Genomic DNA, 15865 nt, shown 5'->3' with positions numbered 1-15865 from the left:
TCTAGCAAGAGGGCCTGTCATGTCGACGCTGAAGAGCCGCTACCGGATCGAGGGCATGGATTGCGCCTCGTGCGCCGCCAAGATCGACACCGCGGTGCGGCGGGTGGCCGGGGTGGAGGAGGTGGCGGTTTCGGTTACCGCCGGCATCATGACCGTGGATCACGAAGGTGCGGACCTCGCTTTGGTGGAAAAGCGCGTCTCCAGCCTCGGCTACCGCATCGTCGCGCTGGCCGCGGCGCCCGCCCCTGCCCTGGCCGGGCACGCGCCGCACCATGAGCACGGCCCGTGCAGCGGGCACGATCACGACGACCACCACCACGCCCATGAGCATGCCCATCATGATCATGACCATGCTCATGGTGACGCCCACGAGCATTCCCCCGCCGCGACGCCGCCGACAGCGCAAGGCCATGACCACGCCCATATGGAGCCGATGGAAGGCGGCTGGTGGCGCACCGCCAAGGGCCGGCTGACTATCGGCTGCGGCGCGGCGCTGGTGCTGGCCTATGGCGTCGGCCATCTGTTCCCCGGCCTCGATTTGTGGGTGTTCACCGCCGCGATGCTGGTCGGGCTGGTCCCGATCGCCCGGCGCGCGATCATGGCCGCGCTCAACGGCACGCCGTTCTCCATCGAGATGCTGATGACCATCGCCGCCATCGGCGCCGTGTTCATCGGTGCCGGGGAGGAGGCCGCCATGGTGGTGTTCCTGTTCCTTGTCGGCGAACTGCTGGAGGGCGTCGCCGCCGGGCGTGCGCGCTCCTCGATCCGCGCGCTGACCGCGCTGGTGCCGAAGACCGCGCGCCTCATCGAGAACGGCCAGACCCGTGAGGTGCCGGCCGAGAGCCTTGCCGTCGGCGCGACGCTGCTGGTGCGCCCCGGCGAGCGCATTCCCGCCGATGGCGAGGTGCTGGAGGGCGCCGGTTCTGTGAACGAGGCCCCGGTCACCGGCGAAAGCGTGCCGGTCGCCAAGCAGGCGGGCGATCCCGTCTTCGCCGGCACGGTGAATGGCGAGGCGGCACTGACCATCCGCTCCACCACCGCGCCGTCCGACAACACCATCGCCCGCGTGGTGCGCCTCGTGGAGGAGGCGCAGGAAAGTAAGGCGCCGACCGAACGCTTCATCGACCGCTTCTCGCGCTGGTACACGCCGTTCGTGGTGGTGCTGGCGGCGCTGGTCGCCACCGTGCCGCCGCTGGCCTTTGGCGGGGCGTGGGACGAGTGGGTCTATAAGGGCCTCGCGATACTGCTCATCGGCTGCCCCTGCGCGCTGGTCATCTCCACCCCGGCGGCGATCGCGGCGGCACTGGCGGCGGGGGCAAAGCGCGGCCTGCTGATCAAGGGCGGCGCGGTGCTGGAGAATCTGCGCGGCGTCGATGTCGTCGCGCTCGACAAGACCGGCACGCTTACCGAGGGCAAGCCGGTGGTGACCGATATCATCGCTTTTGACGGTTTCGACGCGGCCGGCGTGCTGCGCCTCGCCGGGGCTCTGGAAGCGGGCTCGACCCATCCGCTCGCTGCCGCCATCCTTGGCGAGGCCGCCACGCGGGGCCTCGCTTTGCCGGCGGTGCAGCAGGCCGGCGTGGCGGGCGGCGAGGGGGTGAGCGGCGCCGTCGAGGGCCGCGCTTTGTTCCTTGGTTCGGCTAAAGCCGTGCAGGCCCGCGCCGGTCTCTCGCCCGCCCAGCAGGCCGCGATCGATGCCGCCACCGGCGAGGGCAAGAGCGTCTCCGTGCTGCTCGCCGACGGCGTGCTGGCCGGCGTCATCGCCATGCGCGACGAGCCGCGCGCGGACGCCGCCGCCGGCCTGCGCGCGCTGGGCACGCTCGGCCTGCGCACCATCATGCTCACCGGCGACAATCCACGCACCGCGGAAGCGATCGGCCGCGATCTCGGCATCGAGGTCCGCGCCGGGCTGATGCCGGCCGACAAGCAGCGCATCGTCAGTGAGTTGCAGGCGCAGGGATTGAAGGTCGCCAAGGTCGGCGATGGCATCAATGACGCGCCCGCGCTCGCCGCCGCCAATGTCGGCATCGCCATGGGCGGCGGCACCGATGTCGCGCTGGAGACGGCGGACGCCGCGATCCTGCACGGGCGCATCGGCGACCTCGCCGCCATGGTGAACCTCGCGCGCCGCGCCATGGCCAACATCCACCAGAACATCGCCATCGCGCTCGGGCTGAAGGCGGTGTTCCTCGTCACCACGCTGCTCGGCATCACCGGTTTGTGGCCGGCGATCCTTGCCGATACCGGCGCGACGGTGCTGGTGACGATGAACGCGCTCCGCCTGCTCGGCAGCGGCGGCAAGGCCTGAGGCGCGGCCGCTTCCCTTGGTGTCCCGCTCTTCACGCGGCGGGCAAACCGCGCTAGCAGCGGAGTATGACAGCCAGGAATGCGACGATGTTCGAGACGGCAGCGACCCCGACGGCGGCGATCGACCGGCTGGAGGCGCTCTATCATGAGGCCCGCGAGGCGTTGCGTGCCGATCTGCAGCGCTTCTTCGAGACCGGCCGATCGCCGAGCCCGGCCGAGCGCGCGCGCTACCGCTACCCGCTGCTGCGCGTGATTTATGAGCCGAACGGCGCCCGCCCGCTCGGTGCCCAGCGCGGCTATGCCAAATTCGCGGTGGCCGGCCTGCACCAGACCACGGTGACCCAGCCCGGCGAGTTCCGTGCCTATCTGCTGGACCAGCTCACCCCGCTGGTCGAGGAATATGGCGCGCGGATCGAGACCGGCCTCAGCGAACAGGAAATTCCCTACCCTTATGCCCTCGACGGCGGCGACGAACTCGGCCGCGGCGCGGTGACGGCCACCGAGCTCGCCCGGCATTTCCCGACGCCGCTGCTGTCTCTGGTTGGCGACGAGATCGCCGACGGCACGTTCGATCTGGTGGAGGGCGAGCCGCGCCCGCTCTCGCTGTTCGATGCGGTGCGCACCGATTTCTCGCTGCGCCGACTGGTGCACTATACCGGCACCGATTGGCGGGCGTTCCAGCCCTGGATCCTGCTGACCAATTACCACCGCTATGTTGACCAGTTCGTCCGGCTCGGGCTGGAGGAGGTAGCGGCGGGTACGGCACAGGCGCTGGTGGCGCCCGGTGGCGTGCGGATCGACCGCGACAGTCTCGACACCGGCGCGGTGGAGCGCGTGATGACCGCGCCGTGGCACCGCTACCAGATGCCGGCCTATCATCTCGTCCGCGCGGGTGGTGCCGGCGTGACGCTGGTCAATATCGGCGTCGGCCCGTCCAACGCCAAGACCATCACCGACCATCTCGCGGTGCTGCGTCCGCATTGCTGGCTGATGGTTGGCCATTGCGGCGGGCTGCGGCTGACCCAGACCATTGGCGATTATGTGCTGGCCCATGCCTATCTCCGGCAGGACGGCATTCTCGACGAACTGGTGCCGCCCGACATCCCGATCCCCGCGCTGGCCGAGGTGCAGGTCGCGCTGCAGCAGGCGGCGGGCGAGGTGACGGGGGAGGAGGGCGACCAGCTCAAGCGCCGCCTGCGCACCGGCACGGTGGTGACGCAGGACGACCGGAACTGGGAACTGCGCTGGACCCAGGAGCGCCGCCGCATCAACCTGTCGCGCGCCATCGCGGTCGATATGGAATCCGGCACCATCGCCGCGCAGGGCTACCGGCTTCGCGTGCCCTACGGCACGTTGCTCTGCGTCTCCGACAAGCCGCTGCATGGCGAGATCAAGCTGCCCGGCGCCGCCAACGCCTTCTATGAGCGCGCGGTGAGCGAGCATCTCAAGATCGGGCTCGCGGCGCTGGAGAAGCTCAAGGCCGCCGGCGCGATCATCCATTCGCGCAAGCTGCGCTCCTTCGATGAGCCCCCGTTCCGATGAGCGTGCGCCCGATCCTGCGCTGGCCCGATCCCAAGCTGCGCCTCAAGGCGGCGCCGGTGACGGCGTTCGACGCCGACCTGCGGGCGCTGGCCGACGATCTTCGTGACACCATGCGCGCCGCGCCCGGTATCGGCATCACCGGCCCGCATATCGGCGTGATGGCCCGCGTGGTGGTGCTGGAGCTTTCCGAGGCGAGCGGGGTGCGGGTGTATGTGAACCCGGTGGTGGAATGGACCTCGCCGGAGCAGACCCGGCACCCCGAGGGCAGCGTCTCCATGCCCGGCGTCACCGAGGAGGTGGAGCGCCCCGCGCGGGTGCGGATCGCCTATCAGGACCTTGATGGCGCGGCGCGGGTGGAAGAGGCCGACGGGCTGCTGGCCGTCTGCCACCAGCACGAGATCGACCAGCTCGACGGCATCTTCTGGCTGCACCGCCTCTCGCGCCTGAAACGCGAGCGGGTGATCAAGCGATTCGAGAAGCTGGGGCGCGCTTGACCATCATCATCCCGGAACGGCCGTCCGGCCGAATCCGGGATCGCTGCGGATTGACCCGTCATCCCGGCTCGTCGCTATGCTCCGGCCGGGATGACGACAGGCCGTGAAGCTTCACCCCTTCGCCAGCTTCTTCAGCCAGCCCTTGGCCTGCGCGCGCACGTTCTTGGGTGCGGTGCCGCCATAGGAGACGCGGCTTGCCACCGATTTCGTGACGGAGAGCACGCCGAACACCTCGTCGGTGATGCGCGGCTCCACCTCCTGCATGCGCGCCAGCGCCACCTTGTGCAGCGGCAGGCCATCCGCGCTCGCCAGCGCCACGATGCGGCCGGTGACGTGGTGCGCCTCGCGGAACGGCAGGCCGAGCACGCGCACCAGCCAGTCGGCGAGGTCGGTGGCGGTGGAATAGCCGGCGCCGGCGGCGTCCTTCATCTTCTTCTCGTCGGGCACCATGTCGCGCACCATGCCGCTCGTCGCCGCGATCATCAGCGAGAGCGAGGAGAACGCGTCGAACGCGCCTTCCTTGTCCTCCTGCATGTCCTTGGCATAGGCGAGCGCCAGGCCCTTCATCACCATGAGCAGCCCGGTGAAGGCGCCGGCGATGCGGCCGATCTTGGCGCGCACCAGCTCGGCGGCGTCGGGGTTGCGCTTCTGCGGCATGATCGAGGAGCCGGTGGTGAAGCGGTCGGAGAGCTTGAGCAGGCCGGTGAGCGGCGAGGTCCAGATCACGATCTCCTCGGCGAAGCGGGAGAGGTGCATCGCGCAGATCGCGGCGGAGGACAGCGCCTCCAGCACGAAGTCGCGATCCGAAACCGAATCCAGCGAATTCGCGGTCGGCCGGTCGAAGCCGAGCGTGCTGGCGGTGGCGAAGCGGTCGATCGGGAACGAGGTGCCGGCCAGCGCGGCGGCGCCGAGCGGGCATTCGTTGAGCCGCTTGCGGGCATCGGCGAAGCGCCCGCGATCGCGCGCGATCATCTCGACATAGGCCAGCAGATGATGGCCGAAGGTCACGGGCTGCGCGGTCTGCAGATGGGTGAAGCCGGGCATCACCGTGCCTGAATATTCGAGCGCCTTCTCGGCAAGCGCGCGCTGCAGCTCGGCGAGCTGGCGGTCCAGCGTGTCGAGCGTGTCGCGGACATAGAGCCGGAAATCGGTCGCCACCTGGTCGTTGCGCGAGCGCGCGGTGTGCAGGCGCCCGGCGGCGGGGCCGAGCAGCGTGGCGAGCCGGGATTCCACGTTCATATGGATATCTTCCAGCGCGCGCTGGAAGGTGAAATCGCCGGCCTCGATTTCTGACAGGATCGTGTCTAGACCGGCGACGATCTTTTCGGCATCAGAGGCGTCGATGATGCCCTGTGCCGCCAGCATTGCCGCATGTGCCTTCGAACCGGCAATGTCCTGCGCGTACAGGCGCTGGTCGAAGCCGATGGAGGCGTTGATCTCCTCCATGATGGCATCCGGGCCGGTCTCGAACCGGCCGCCCCACATCTTGTTGCTCATGCTCAGCTTTTCTCCGCGAGGACGGCCATGACCGAACGATCCCAGGACAACCCCGAGGATCGCCCCGGACCCCATGACGGGGCAGGGCGGGCAAGGCGCGGGCGCCTCGTCCTTCTGGTGGCGGGCGCCCTCGTCCTCGGCGCCGCCGCCGGGCTTGCAGGCGTATACGGGATCAACGGGGCGCCGCGCAACGCCGATGCCGGCGCGTCCGATGTGGCCGATGCGCCGACGCCGGTCGCGGCGGCGGGAGAGGCGGCGCAATGCAAGGCTGCCAGCGAGACCGCGCGCCGTATCGCGGCCCTGGCGACCGGGGAACTGGCGGCCTTCGCCCCGACCCTGACACCGACGCGGATTCCCGATCTCGCCTTCCTCGATCCCGAGGGCAAGCCGCTTCGCCTTGCCGACACCGGCGGCGAGGGCGATGGCAAGGGTTTGCGCCTCGTCAATATCTGGGCGACCTGGTGCGTGCCGTGCCGCACCGAGATGCCGGCGCTGGACGAGCTGGAGGGCACGCTCGGCGGCAAGGATTTCAGCGTGGTGGCGATCAATATCGACACCCGCGATCCTGAAAAGCCCAGGAAATTCATGGCCGAGACCGGCATCAAGCATCTCGCGCTCTACACCGATCCCAAGGCCGCCGCCTTCCAGGAGCTGCGCACGGTGGGGCGCGGCTTCGGCCTGCCGACCACCATGCTGATCGATGGCAATGGCTGCGAAATCGGCCACATCGCCGGCCCGGCGGAATGGGCGAGCCCGGATGCGGTCAAGCTGATCCGCGCCGCGCTGGGGCAGGAGGGCGCCGCGCCCTGACGCGCCGACCGGCCAATTCGGCGCGCCGCCGGCGGGTGATCGGACATGCATCAGCACAATCGATCGATCCCATGCCGAATATTCATGGCCGGATCGGGTGGCACCGGCAGGCGCGAGGCCGTAGATGGCGTCTTCCCGCGTGAGGAGCCGTCATCATGTCCGCCGCCAACGCCCGGTCCATCCCCGCAGGGCTTCAGCCGATGGGGCCGATGGACTGGGCCGCACTGGGACTGCTCTCGCTGATCTGGGGCGCGTCCTTCTTTTTCGGCAAGGTGGCGGTGGCGGAAATCCCGCCCTTCACCATGGCGTTCGGCCGGGTCGCGATCGGTGCGCTGGCGCTGTTCGTCATCGCGCGGGCGCGGGGCATCGGGTTCCAGCTCACGCCGCGGCTGGCGGCCGAGTTCGGTCTCATGGCGGTCATCGCCAATATCATTCCCTTCGCCTGCATCGCCTGGAGCCAGCAGCATCTGCCGAGCGGGCTGTCCTCGATCCTCAACGCCGCGACGCCGCTGTTCACGGTGCTGGTGGCGCAGGGCTTTACCCGCGACGAGAAATTCACCACCGGCAAGCTCATCGGCGTGGTGCTCGGTTTCATCGGGGTGGCGGTGATGATGGGTCCGGCGCTGCTCGGTCAGCTCGGCGGGCACAATCTGCCGGCGCAGCTCGCGGCGCTGGCGGCGACGATTTCCTATGGCTTCGCGGCGGTCTATGGCCGGCGCTTCCGCGGGCTGCCTTCGGTGGCGGTGGCGATGGCGCAGCTCACGGCGTCGAGCCTGATCATGCTGCCCTTCATCCTGGCGCTGGACCGACCCTGGACGCTGCCGGTGCCGTCGGCCCCTGTCATCGGCGCCTTTCTCGGGCTCGGCGTGCTCTCCACCGGCATCGCCTATATCCTGTATTTCCGCATCCTGGCGCGGAACGGGGCGACCAATATCTCGCTGGTGACGTTTCTCGTGCCGGTCAGCGCGATCCTGCTGGGCGCGCTGGTGCTCGGCGAGGCGCTGGAGCCACGCGAATTTGCCGGCTTCGGCCTGATCGCGCTGGGGCTGGCCGCGATCGACGGGCGGCCGGCGCGGTGGGTGGCGCGGGTTGCTTAGCCCCGCGGGGCCTGAGACCATCCTGGTTCCTCAACCGGGGATGGCTCCATGGCGACGATGAATATCCGGCTTCGCAGCATTCCCGATACCCACGCCGCCCTTGGCTGGGCCGGCGGGCACACGGTGGTGGTCGACCGCGCGCCGGGCAAGGCCGGCGGCATGGGGCTGGGTTTCAATGGCGGGGAGCTGCTCGGCCTCGCCATCGGCGGGTGCCTTTGCAATGATTTGCAGTATGTTGCCGCCGGGATGGGCATCGAGATCGTCTCGATCGAGGTCGATGTCGAGGTGAGCTTTTCCGGCGTCCCCCTGCTCGCCACCCATGCCGCCGTGCGGGTTCAGGTCGCCGCGACTGATTCTCAGGCCGATGTCGATGCGCTGATCGAGCGCGCCAAGGCCGATTCGACAGTGAGCAACTCGATCCAGCGCGGCGTCACCGTCGAGGTGGCGCGGGCCTGATCCGCCTCTACCGCGTCGGCACCGGCTTTTCGCCGCGATAGTCGTAGAAGCCGCGCTGGGTCTTGCGGCCGAGCCAGCCGGCCTCGACATATTTCACCAGCAGCGGGCAGGGGCGGTACTTGCTGTCGGCGAGCCCCTCATGCAGCACCTGCATGATCGACAGGCAGGTATCCAGCCCGATGAAATCGGCGAGCTGGAGCGGGCCCATCGGGTGGTTGGCCCCGAGCCGCATCGCGGTGTCGATGGCGTCGACCGAGCCCACGCCCTCATAGAGCGTGTAGATGGCCTCGTTGATCATCGGCAGTAAAATGCGGTTGACCATGAAGGCCGGGAAATCCTCGGCCACCGCATAGGTCTTGCCGAGCCGGGTCACGAAACCCTTGGACAGCTCGAAGGTCTCGTCCTCGGTGGCGATGCCGCGCACCAGCTCGACGAGCTGCATGATCGGCACCGGATTCATGAAGTGGATGCCGATGAAGCGCTCCGGCCGGTCGGTGGTGGCGGCCAGCCGCGTGATCGAGATCGAGGAGGTGTTGGTGGCGAGGATGGTCTCGGGCTTGAGATAGGGGCAGATGGAGGCGAAGATCTTGCGCTTGATCTCCTCCTTCTCCACCGCCGCCTCGATCAGCAGGTCGACATCGGCCAGCGAGTTCGGCTGGTCGGAGCCGGTGATGCGGGCGAGCGCGGCCTGCCGCTCCTCGTCGCTGTACAGGCCCTTGGCGACCTGGCGCACCATGTTGCCGTTGATGGTGGCGAGGCCGGACTTGATGCGGTCGGCTTCGAGATCGTTCAGAACGACGTCATAGCCGGCGAGGGCGCACACATGCGCGATGCCGTTGCCCATCTGGCCGGCACCGATGATGCCGATGCTCTTGATCTCGAAACTCATGGTCCGGCGGTCCTGCCCCTCGCTGATGCCACCACTATAGAGCGGCCTCAGCCTTTTGCCTTAGCTATTTCCGCCGTCAGTTCCGGCACGATCTGGAACAGGTCGCCCACCAGGCCGAAATCGGCGATCTGGAAGATCGGGGCATCCTCGTCCTTGTTGATGGCGACGATGACCTTGGAGTCCTTCATGCCGGCGAGGTGCTGGATGGCGCCGGAAATGCCGACCGCGACATAGAGGTCGGGCGCCACCACCTTGCCGGTCTGGCCGACCTGCCAGTCGTTCGGGGCATAGCCGGCATCGACCGCCGCGCGCGAGGCACCGACCGCCGCGCCGAGCGCATCGGCCAGCGGCTCGATCACGGCGTGGAAATTTTCCTGCGAGCCGAGCGCGCGCCCGCCCGAGACGATGAGCCGGGCGCTGGCGAGTTCCGGCCGGTCGCTCTGGGCGATGTCCTCGCCCTTGAAGCGCGACAGCGCGGGGTCGGCCGCCACGGCAACCGGGCGGACCGCGGCGGAGTTGCCCTCGCCCGCCGCCGCGAAGGAAGCGGTGCGCACGGTGATGACCTTCGTCGCCTCGCCCGAGCGCACGGTCTGGATCGCGTTGCCGGCATAGATCGGGCGCTCGAACGTGTCGGGCGCCACCACCTTGATGATGTCGGAGACCTGCATCACGTCGAGCAGCGCAGCGACGCGCGGCAGCACGTTCTTGCCGACCGCGGTGGAGGGGGCGAGGATCGCGTCGTAATCGCCGGCGAGTGAGACGATCAGCGCGGCCACCGGCTCGGCGAGGCGGTGGGCATAGAGCGGGGCGTCGGCCAGCAGCACCTCGGCCACGCCGTCGAGCTTCGCGGCGGCCTGCGCGGCGGCGTCGGCACCCGCGCCGACCACCAGCACATGCACAGGGGCGCCGAGCGCCAGCGCGGCGGTCAACGCGCGGGCGGTGACGGGATTGAGCGTGGCATCGTCGTGCTCGGCCAGCAGCAAGGTCGCCATGTTCAGAGCACTCCCGCCTTCTTGAGGTTGTCGACCAGTTCAGTGGCGGAGGCCACCTTGATGCCGCCGCTGCGTCCGGCGGGCTCGGTGGTGGAGAGCACGGCGAGCCGCGGCGCGATATCGACGCCGAGTTCGGCCGGGGTGGTCTCGGCGATCGGCTTCTTCTTGGCCTTCATGATGTTGGGCAGGCTGGCATAGCGCGGCTCGTTGAGGCGCAGGTCGGTGGTGACGATCGCCGGCAAATTGAGGCTGACCGTCTGCAGGCCGCCATCGATCTCGCGCGTCACCTCGACCGTGCCGTCAGCGGGCGCGACCTTGGAAGCGAAGGTACCCTGCGGCCAGCCCAGCAGCGCGGCCAGCATCTGGCCGGTCTGGTTGCAGTCGTCGTCGATCGCCTGCTTGCCGAGAATGACGAGGGCGGGACCTTCCTGCTCGACGATCTTCTTCAGCAGCTTGGCGACGGCGAGCGGCTCGATCCCGGCCTCCTCGGTCTTCACCCAGATGCCGCGATCGGCGCCCATGGCGAGGGCGGTGCGGATGGTCTCATCGGTCTTGGCGGGGCCGACCGAGACGGCGACCACCTCGGTGGCGGTGCCGGCTTCCTTGAGCCGCAACGCCTCCTCGACGGCGATCTCGTCGAACGGGTTCATCGACATCTTGATATTGGTCAGCTCGACACCCGAGCCGTCCGCCTTGACGCGGATCTTGACGTTGTAGTCGACCACCCGCTTCACGGGCACAAGGATCTTCATTTTTCACTCTCCCGCCCACCGGCAGGAGCCGGGGTGGGCAGCCGCAATGTCTGAGCCTGGCGATGCCGCCGCGTGCGCACCGGCGAGAGGGAAGTCCGCGCGAAGCATCGACCGTCGGAAAACGCGGGGAAACTATGGACAGGCCCCAGTCGTGTCAACGTGGCCGTTGGTCGTTCCGGCGGGTGGAATCGTCGCCGCCCGCGCCGGGTCCCGCTTCAGACCGGCGGCGTGCCGCGGGGCGAGCCGTCGCGCGTCATCACCCAGAGCGGAACGCCGCGCCGGCGCATGAAGATCACCAGCACCGCGCCGGCGGCGAGTCCGCCAATATGTGCCCACCAGGCGGTTTCCGGGTCGGTGGTGGTGGCGAGGTTCCAGAGCTGGAACGCGATCCAGGCGCCGAGCGGCCAGATCGCGGGAATCCGCAGCGGCACGCGCAGGAACATCAGCACCCAGATCCGCACATTGGGGTGCAGCATGAGATAGGCGCCGACCAGGCCGGATATGCCGGCCGAGGCGCCCACCAGCGGCGAGGCCGAGTCCGGCATGGCCAGCGAATGGGCGAGCCCGCCGGCTATGCCGCACAAAAGGTAGAACACGAGGAAGCGGGCATGGCCGAGCGCGTCCTCCACATTGTCGCCGAACACCCAGAGGAAGGCCATGTTGCCGATGAGGTGCAGCCAGCCGCCATGCAGGAACATGTAGGAGACCAGCGTCAGCTCGGGCGGCAGCTTCACATATTCGGCCGGCAGCACGGCGGCATGGTTCACCACGGCCGGGATAGCGCCGTAGCCGAAGGCGGTGGCGATGTCGATCTCCGGCCGCCAGCCCTGCTGCACCAGCACGAAGACGAGGACATTGGCCGCGATCAGGCCCCAGGTCACATAAGCGTGGGTGATCTCTTCCAGCGGGTTGTCGTCGTTGATCGGCAGCAGCATGGCGGCCTCTAGCCCCCGCGCCCGGCCGCCGGCACCCAGAGCACATCGCCGCCCGCCGCCGCATTGGCGACCCGGCTCATGACGAACAGAAGGTCGGAGAGCCGGTTAAGATATTTCACCGCGGCGGGCGAGACGATCTCGCCGGGCTGGCCGGACAGCTCCACCACCAGGCGCTCGGCGCGCCGGCACACGGTGCGCGCGACGTGCAGATGCGCGGCGGCGGGGCTGCCCGCCGGCAGCACGAAGGAGCGCAGCGGCTTCAGCCCGGCATTGAGCCGGTCGATGTCGCGCTCGATCAGCTCGACCTGCGCGGGCACGATCCGCAGCGGCTCATAGGCGAGGGCCTCGCCGGTCTCGGGGGTGGCGAGGTCGGCGCCGAGGTCGAACAAATCGTTCTGGATGCGCGCCAGCGGGGCGTCGATCGCCGCCAGCGCGCCGGTGTGAAGCCGGGCGACGCCGATGGTGGCGTTGGTCTCGTCCACCGTGCCATAGGCGCTCACGCGCAGATCATATTTGCGCCGGCGCTCGCCGGTGCTGAGCGCGGTGGTGCCGTCATCGCCGGTGCGGGTGTAGATGCGGTTGAGAACGACCATGACGGCCCCCGGTACTCGGTTCCTGCCCTCAGCCCAATCGCATCAGGACGATGACCAGCAGCGCCACGCACAGCGCCACCGCCTGCAGCAGCACGCGCCACTGCATCAGCTTCTGCGAGCGCAGCGGCGAGCCGCCCCGTGCCATATTGGCAAGGCCGAGCACCAGTACGACCGCCACCGAGCCCATGGCGAGCGGCAGCACGGCGAATTTGGCGATGGTGAGCATGTCCATCGGGAAACGGTACCTTCAGAAAGCGGCGGCAGCCGGGCACGACCTCAATTGATCTGCCGGCTCAGTTCAGCCCGAGAATGGCAGCATTCAGCGCGGTCGCATAGGAGACCCACAGCAGATAGGGAGCGAGCAGCACCGCTGCCATGCGGTCGATGCGCATGCAGGCCAGCATGGTGGCGAGAATCGCCGTCCACAGCGCGAGGATCACCACCAGCGCCGCGCCGATCGCTTCCAGCCCGAAGAACACCGGCGACCACAGCGCGTTGAGCGCGAGCTGGAGGAAGAACAGCGTCACCGCCTGCCGCCGCTGCGGCGAGGGCGCGTGGAGCTGCCACAGCCGCCACAGCACCACGGCCATCAGGACGTACAGCGTGGTCCAGGCGATGGGAAACACCCAGTCCGGCGGCGTCCAGTCCGGCTTGGCAAGCGTCGCGTACCAGGTCGGGATCTTCGGCGTGGTGACCATCGATCCCAGCGCCCCGACGCCGAGGCACAGGCCGACCGCCAGCACGAGGCGGAAAAAGGAGAGCGTCTTCATCGGGTCTCCAGAAAGGTGGCGTTGCCTGTCAGTATGACCGAAACCGCGCGGGCGATCATCCCGTCGCCGCGCCACTCTGCCACGGAGCGCCGCGCCGGGCCTCGCCCCGGCCCGCCAACTCGCGGAACGAGGCGGAGGCACCATCGAGCCGGGCCGTCCATTGCGGGTCCGGCACCTGTCCGGCGATGGCCCGGTCATAGGTCTGCAGCAGGCAGGCAATGGAGATCGGCTCGATCAGCGCGCGCTTGAGGCTCCAGGCGAGCACGGCGGCAAAGGCCACGCCGAAGCCGGAAAGGCCCCCCGGCATCGCATAGGCCAGCGCGATCGCCGGGCCGAGCAGCAGCAGGAAAATCAGGATCGCGAGGGCGTATTCCATCAGCGCGATCCAGATGCCGTTCTTGAGCAGCATCCCCGCATTCTGGGCGTAGAGCACCAGCGCGTCGCGGGCGCTCTCGCCCGGCGGGGCCTCGCCATGGCGGATGATGTAGGCGAGGATCACCTCGTCGACGAGGCCGAGGCTGACGCGCAGCACCGCATGGATGAAGCGCGAGAGCTGGCCGCCGTCGGGCACCCAGAACAGCAGCAGGCCGGCCAGCCCCACCAGCGCGGCAATGGCGCCGCGGAGCAGTATGTCGAGCCCGAACAGCAGGTTCACCTCGATGAAGCGCGCCTTCACGATCCCGATGGCATGGCCGATCTGGCCCTGCCCCGCCGGCAGGCCCTGCCCGCGCAGCCGGGCATCGAGCGCGGCGACATGGCCGGCCTTCACCAGATAGAGGATATAGGCGCGCACCCACCACAGCACGCCGGCCACCATGAAGAAGCCGGCGAAGCCGCCGAGCGCGGCCCCGGTCAGCGCGCCGTCGTCGAAAGCCGAGCCGATGCCCCAGCCGGCGCCGATGCCGAGCCCGGCGCCCAGAACATAAAAGACGGCGATGCCGAGATAGACCGCGAGGCGCAGCAGCACGAAGGGCAAGGTGCGCGCCACCAGCGCGAGACTGGTCCGAAACGAGAAGTCCCACATGGCGGTTCGCGCTCCGGGCGGCGGGTGGTGGCGCATCGTCGCCGCCCGGCGTGCGGCAGGCAAGTCCCTGCCGGCAGAACGGCCGGCGGCCGATGCCTGCCGGCCGTTCACACCCGCCGGAGGGTCAGGCCGCCAGCAGTTTCTCGATCTCGTAGACTGGCAGCTTCACCATGTCGCGGTCGATCTCGGCGAGGATCGCCTGCTTGACGCCCTCGCCATAGAGCGGGCGCAGCATGCCGAGCGCGCGGGGCGAGGCGACGAGGATGAGCGCGGAGGTCTCGCCGCCGGCGATGGCGGCATCGAGCCGGCCGGCGACGCCGCGCAGGAATTCGCGCTCCGCCTCGTCGTGCCAGTCCGTGGTCTCGACCGAGGAACGCGCGGTGCCGACCGACTGATGGACGCGGCCGGGCGCGTCGGTGCCCTGTTCGCTGGCCGGCGGGTTCTCCTGCTCGTGCACTTCATGGGTGCGCAGATTGGGGAAGGTGGCGTCGCCCTTGTTGCACAGGATCAGCGCCTTGCGGCCGTCGCACACCACGACCCAGGTTCCCGCGGCGATCTTCATCCTGTCATAGCCGGTGCTCATGCGATCCTCCTCTTGCGTGTTGTCGCGCGTGTATTGGGCGCCGATCGCGGCCCGCGCGCCTTGAAGAAGATCAAGACGCAGGGAGCGGTGCGGGTTCCCGACGCGCGGTCACAAGCTGACGATGAGAGGAGGCTGCGGCTCAGTAATGGCCGTGGCGGTAGCGGCGGATCGCGGCGTTGAGTTCGCCGCCATACACGAAGATCGAGGCGGTGGTGTAGAGGAAGATCAGCGCGATCATCACCGAGGCGAGGCCGGCATACATGGTGACGTAATTGCCGGCGAATTCCGCCAGATAGCGCCCGAACGCCGCGCCCGCCGCCAGCCACAGGCCGAGCGTGACCAATATGCCCGGCAGCACGTCCGCCAGCTTCCGGCGGCCGGAGGGTAGCCACATATGCGCGACCACCAGCGCCACGATCAGGATCACCGACGTCGCGCCATAGCGCAGGAAGGTGATGATCCAGCCGAACGGCTCCAGAGCCGGCATCCAGCGCACCGCCGTCAGCCACAGCACGGGGCCGAGCACCACGAGGAAGGACAGCGCCAGCAGCCCCGCCGCGCCGACCAGCACATAGCCGATCGATTCAAGGCGCAGCCAGTACCAGGAGCGCATTTCCTTGACGCCATAGGCACGGTTCAGCCCGATGCGCAGGCTCTCGATACCGTTCGAGGAGAAGTAGATCGCGAGCAGCACGCCGAGCGTCAGCACGTCGGTGCGCACCTGGGTCAGCACGTTCTTGATCTCGCCGCCAATGGGCGCGGCAACCTGCGCCGGCCAGGCTTCCAGCATCAGCTCGACCGTCTCGTCGGCCAGATTCTTGAAATCGAAGAACGCGGCGAGCGAGGTGACGAAGATCAGGAACGGGAACAGCGACATCAGCGCCGAGAGCGCGATGTGGCTGGAAATCGCCCAGCCGTCATCCTCGACGAAGCGCCAGAATGCATCCCATGCGATGTCCCAGACACGCAGCACGCGCGACCATCTCCCCGGGTATTGACCGTTCCGTTCGACGTGACATCGGATGTCGCGCGGCAAATGGCAAGCTCGATCGGGCGGCGTGGTAAAGCCCGGAGGTAAAAAGCCCGCCGCGCCTTCCGGCGGATCGCGCTTCAATGGGCCGGCT

17 protein-coding genes are annotated in these 15865 nt (G+C 68.7%); 6 read left to right on the top strand and 11 right to left on the bottom strand.

All coding sequences use genetic code 11. From position 1 onward, the window contains the following. Window positions 1-19 precede the first annotated feature (19 nt). From MKI84_RS15825 to MKI84_RS15815, 3 genes are all read left to right on the top strand, one after another. A complete protein-coding gene (locus MKI84_RS15825; protein ID WP_241621111.1) occupies window positions 20-2308 on the top strand; it encodes a heavy metal translocating P-type ATPase in 2289 nt (762 codons plus the stop codon). A 65-nt stretch (window positions 2309-2373) separates the two neighbouring features. Next, window positions 2374-3849, top strand: a complete 1476-nt coding sequence (locus tag MKI84_RS15820; RefSeq protein ID WP_425353853.1) for an AMP nucleosidase — start codon at window positions 2374-2376, stop codon at window positions 3847-3849. Then, window positions 3846-4343 carry a peptide deformylase gene (locus tag MKI84_RS15815; RefSeq protein ID WP_241621107.1) on the top strand — a complete coding sequence of 166 codons (498 nt, stop codon included), beginning with the start codon at window positions 3846-3848 and terminating at the stop codon, window positions 4341-4343. The genes MKI84_RS15820 and MKI84_RS15815 overlap by 4 nt, the downstream gene beginning before the upstream one ends. Before the next feature lie 111 nt (window positions 4344-4454). Here MKI84_RS15815 and argH read toward each other — a convergent pair whose 3' ends face one another. Continuing rightward, a complete protein-coding gene (gene argH, locus MKI84_RS15810) occupies window positions 4455-5840 on the bottom strand; it encodes an argininosuccinate lyase (protein ID WP_241621106.1) in 1386 nt (461 codons plus the stop codon). A gap of 27 nt (window positions 5841-5867) precedes the next feature. Here argH and tlpA point away from each other — a divergent pair, with 27 nt between their 5' ends. The 3 genes from tlpA (at window position 5868) to MKI84_RS15795 (ending at window position 8203) form a co-directional block, all read left to right on the top strand. Next, on the top strand, window positions 5868-6650 hold the full coding sequence (gene tlpA, locus MKI84_RS15805) for a thiol:disulfide interchange protein TlpA (protein ID WP_241621104.1): 783 nt from the start codon (window positions 5868-5870) through the stop codon (window positions 6648-6650). A 155-nt stretch (window positions 6651-6805) separates the two neighbouring features. After that, entirely contained in the window at window positions 6806-7747 is a 942-nt protein-coding gene (locus MKI84_RS15800; protein WP_241621102.1) for a DMT family transporter, read from the top strand. A 48-nt stretch (window positions 7748-7795) separates the two neighbouring features. Beyond that, window positions 7796-8203 (top strand): OsmC family protein, encoded by a 408-nt coding sequence (locus MKI84_RS15795; RefSeq protein ID WP_241621100.1) that lies wholly within the window; start codon window positions 7796-7798, stop codon window positions 8201-8203. 7 nt (window positions 8204-8210) lie between these two features. On the opposite strand, the gene MKI84_RS15790 is transcribed toward MKI84_RS15795, so the two are convergent. The 10 genes from MKI84_RS15790 to MKI84_RS15745 form a co-directional block, all read right to left on the bottom strand. Then, a complete protein-coding gene (locus tag MKI84_RS15790; RefSeq protein WP_241621098.1) occupies window positions 8211-9092 on the bottom strand; it encodes a 3-hydroxybutyryl-CoA dehydrogenase in 882 nt (293 codons plus the stop codon). 47 nt (window positions 9093-9139) lie between these two features. Then, on the bottom strand, window positions 9140-10084 hold the full coding sequence (locus tag MKI84_RS15785) for an electron transfer flavoprotein subunit alpha/FixB family protein (protein ID WP_241621096.1): 945 nt from the start codon (window positions 10082-10084) through the stop codon (window positions 9140-9142). A 2-nt stretch (window positions 10085-10086) separates the two neighbouring features. After that, window positions 10087-10836 (bottom strand): electron transfer flavoprotein subunit beta/FixA family protein, encoded by a 750-nt coding sequence (locus tag MKI84_RS15780; RefSeq protein WP_241621094.1) that lies wholly within the window; start codon window positions 10834-10836, stop codon window positions 10087-10089. A 215-nt stretch (window positions 10837-11051) separates the two neighbouring features. Beyond that, window positions 11052-11771: a rhomboid family intramembrane serine protease gene (locus tag MKI84_RS15775; RefSeq protein WP_241621092.1), complete on the bottom strand. Its 720-nt coding sequence runs from the start codon at window positions 11769-11771 to the stop codon at window positions 11052-11054. A gap of 8 nt (window positions 11772-11779) precedes the next feature. Next, complete coding sequence (locus MKI84_RS15770; protein WP_241621090.1) at window positions 11780-12364, bottom strand: cob(I)yrinic acid a,c-diamide adenosyltransferase; 585 nt, start codon at window positions 12362-12364, stop codon at window positions 11780-11782. A gap of 28 nt (window positions 12365-12392) precedes the next feature. Further along, window positions 12393-12596 (bottom strand): twin transmembrane helix small protein, encoded by a 204-nt coding sequence (locus MKI84_RS15765; RefSeq protein ID WP_425353852.1) that lies wholly within the window; start codon window positions 12594-12596, stop codon window positions 12393-12395. Window positions 12597-12657: 61 nt separating this feature from the next. Further along, the gene (locus MKI84_RS15760) at window positions 12658-13134 is read right to left on the bottom strand and encodes a TspO/MBR family protein (RefSeq protein WP_241621088.1); all 477 of its coding nucleotides are present in this window, start codon (window positions 13132-13134) and stop codon (window positions 12658-12660) included. Window positions 13135-13189: 55 nt separating this feature from the next. Then, window positions 13190-14158 carry a hypothetical protein gene (locus MKI84_RS15755; RefSeq protein ID WP_241621086.1) on the bottom strand — a complete coding sequence of 323 codons (969 nt, stop codon included), beginning with the start codon at window positions 14156-14158 and terminating at the stop codon, window positions 13190-13192. A gap of 124 nt (window positions 14159-14282) precedes the next feature. Further along, window positions 14283-14741, bottom strand: coding sequence for a baeRF12 domain-containing protein (locus MKI84_RS15750; RefSeq protein WP_241621085.1), 459 nt, complete (start codon window positions 14739-14741; stop codon window positions 14283-14285). A 139-nt stretch (window positions 14742-14880) separates the two neighbouring features. Further along, window positions 14881-15714 carry a YihY/virulence factor BrkB family protein gene (locus MKI84_RS15745; protein WP_241621083.1) on the bottom strand — a complete coding sequence of 278 codons (834 nt, stop codon included), beginning with the start codon at window positions 15712-15714 and terminating at the stop codon, window positions 14881-14883. Window positions 15715-15865 lie beyond the last annotated feature (151 nt).

It is taken from the genome of Ancylobacter gelatini (genome assembly GCF_022601675.1).
Taxonomy (GTDB): Bacteria; Pseudomonadota; Alphaproteobacteria; order Rhizobiales; family Xanthobacteraceae; genus Ancylobacter; species Ancylobacter gelatini.
Note: the sequence above shows the minus strand (reverse complement) of the source record. Positions and strands in the feature narration are given on the sequence as shown.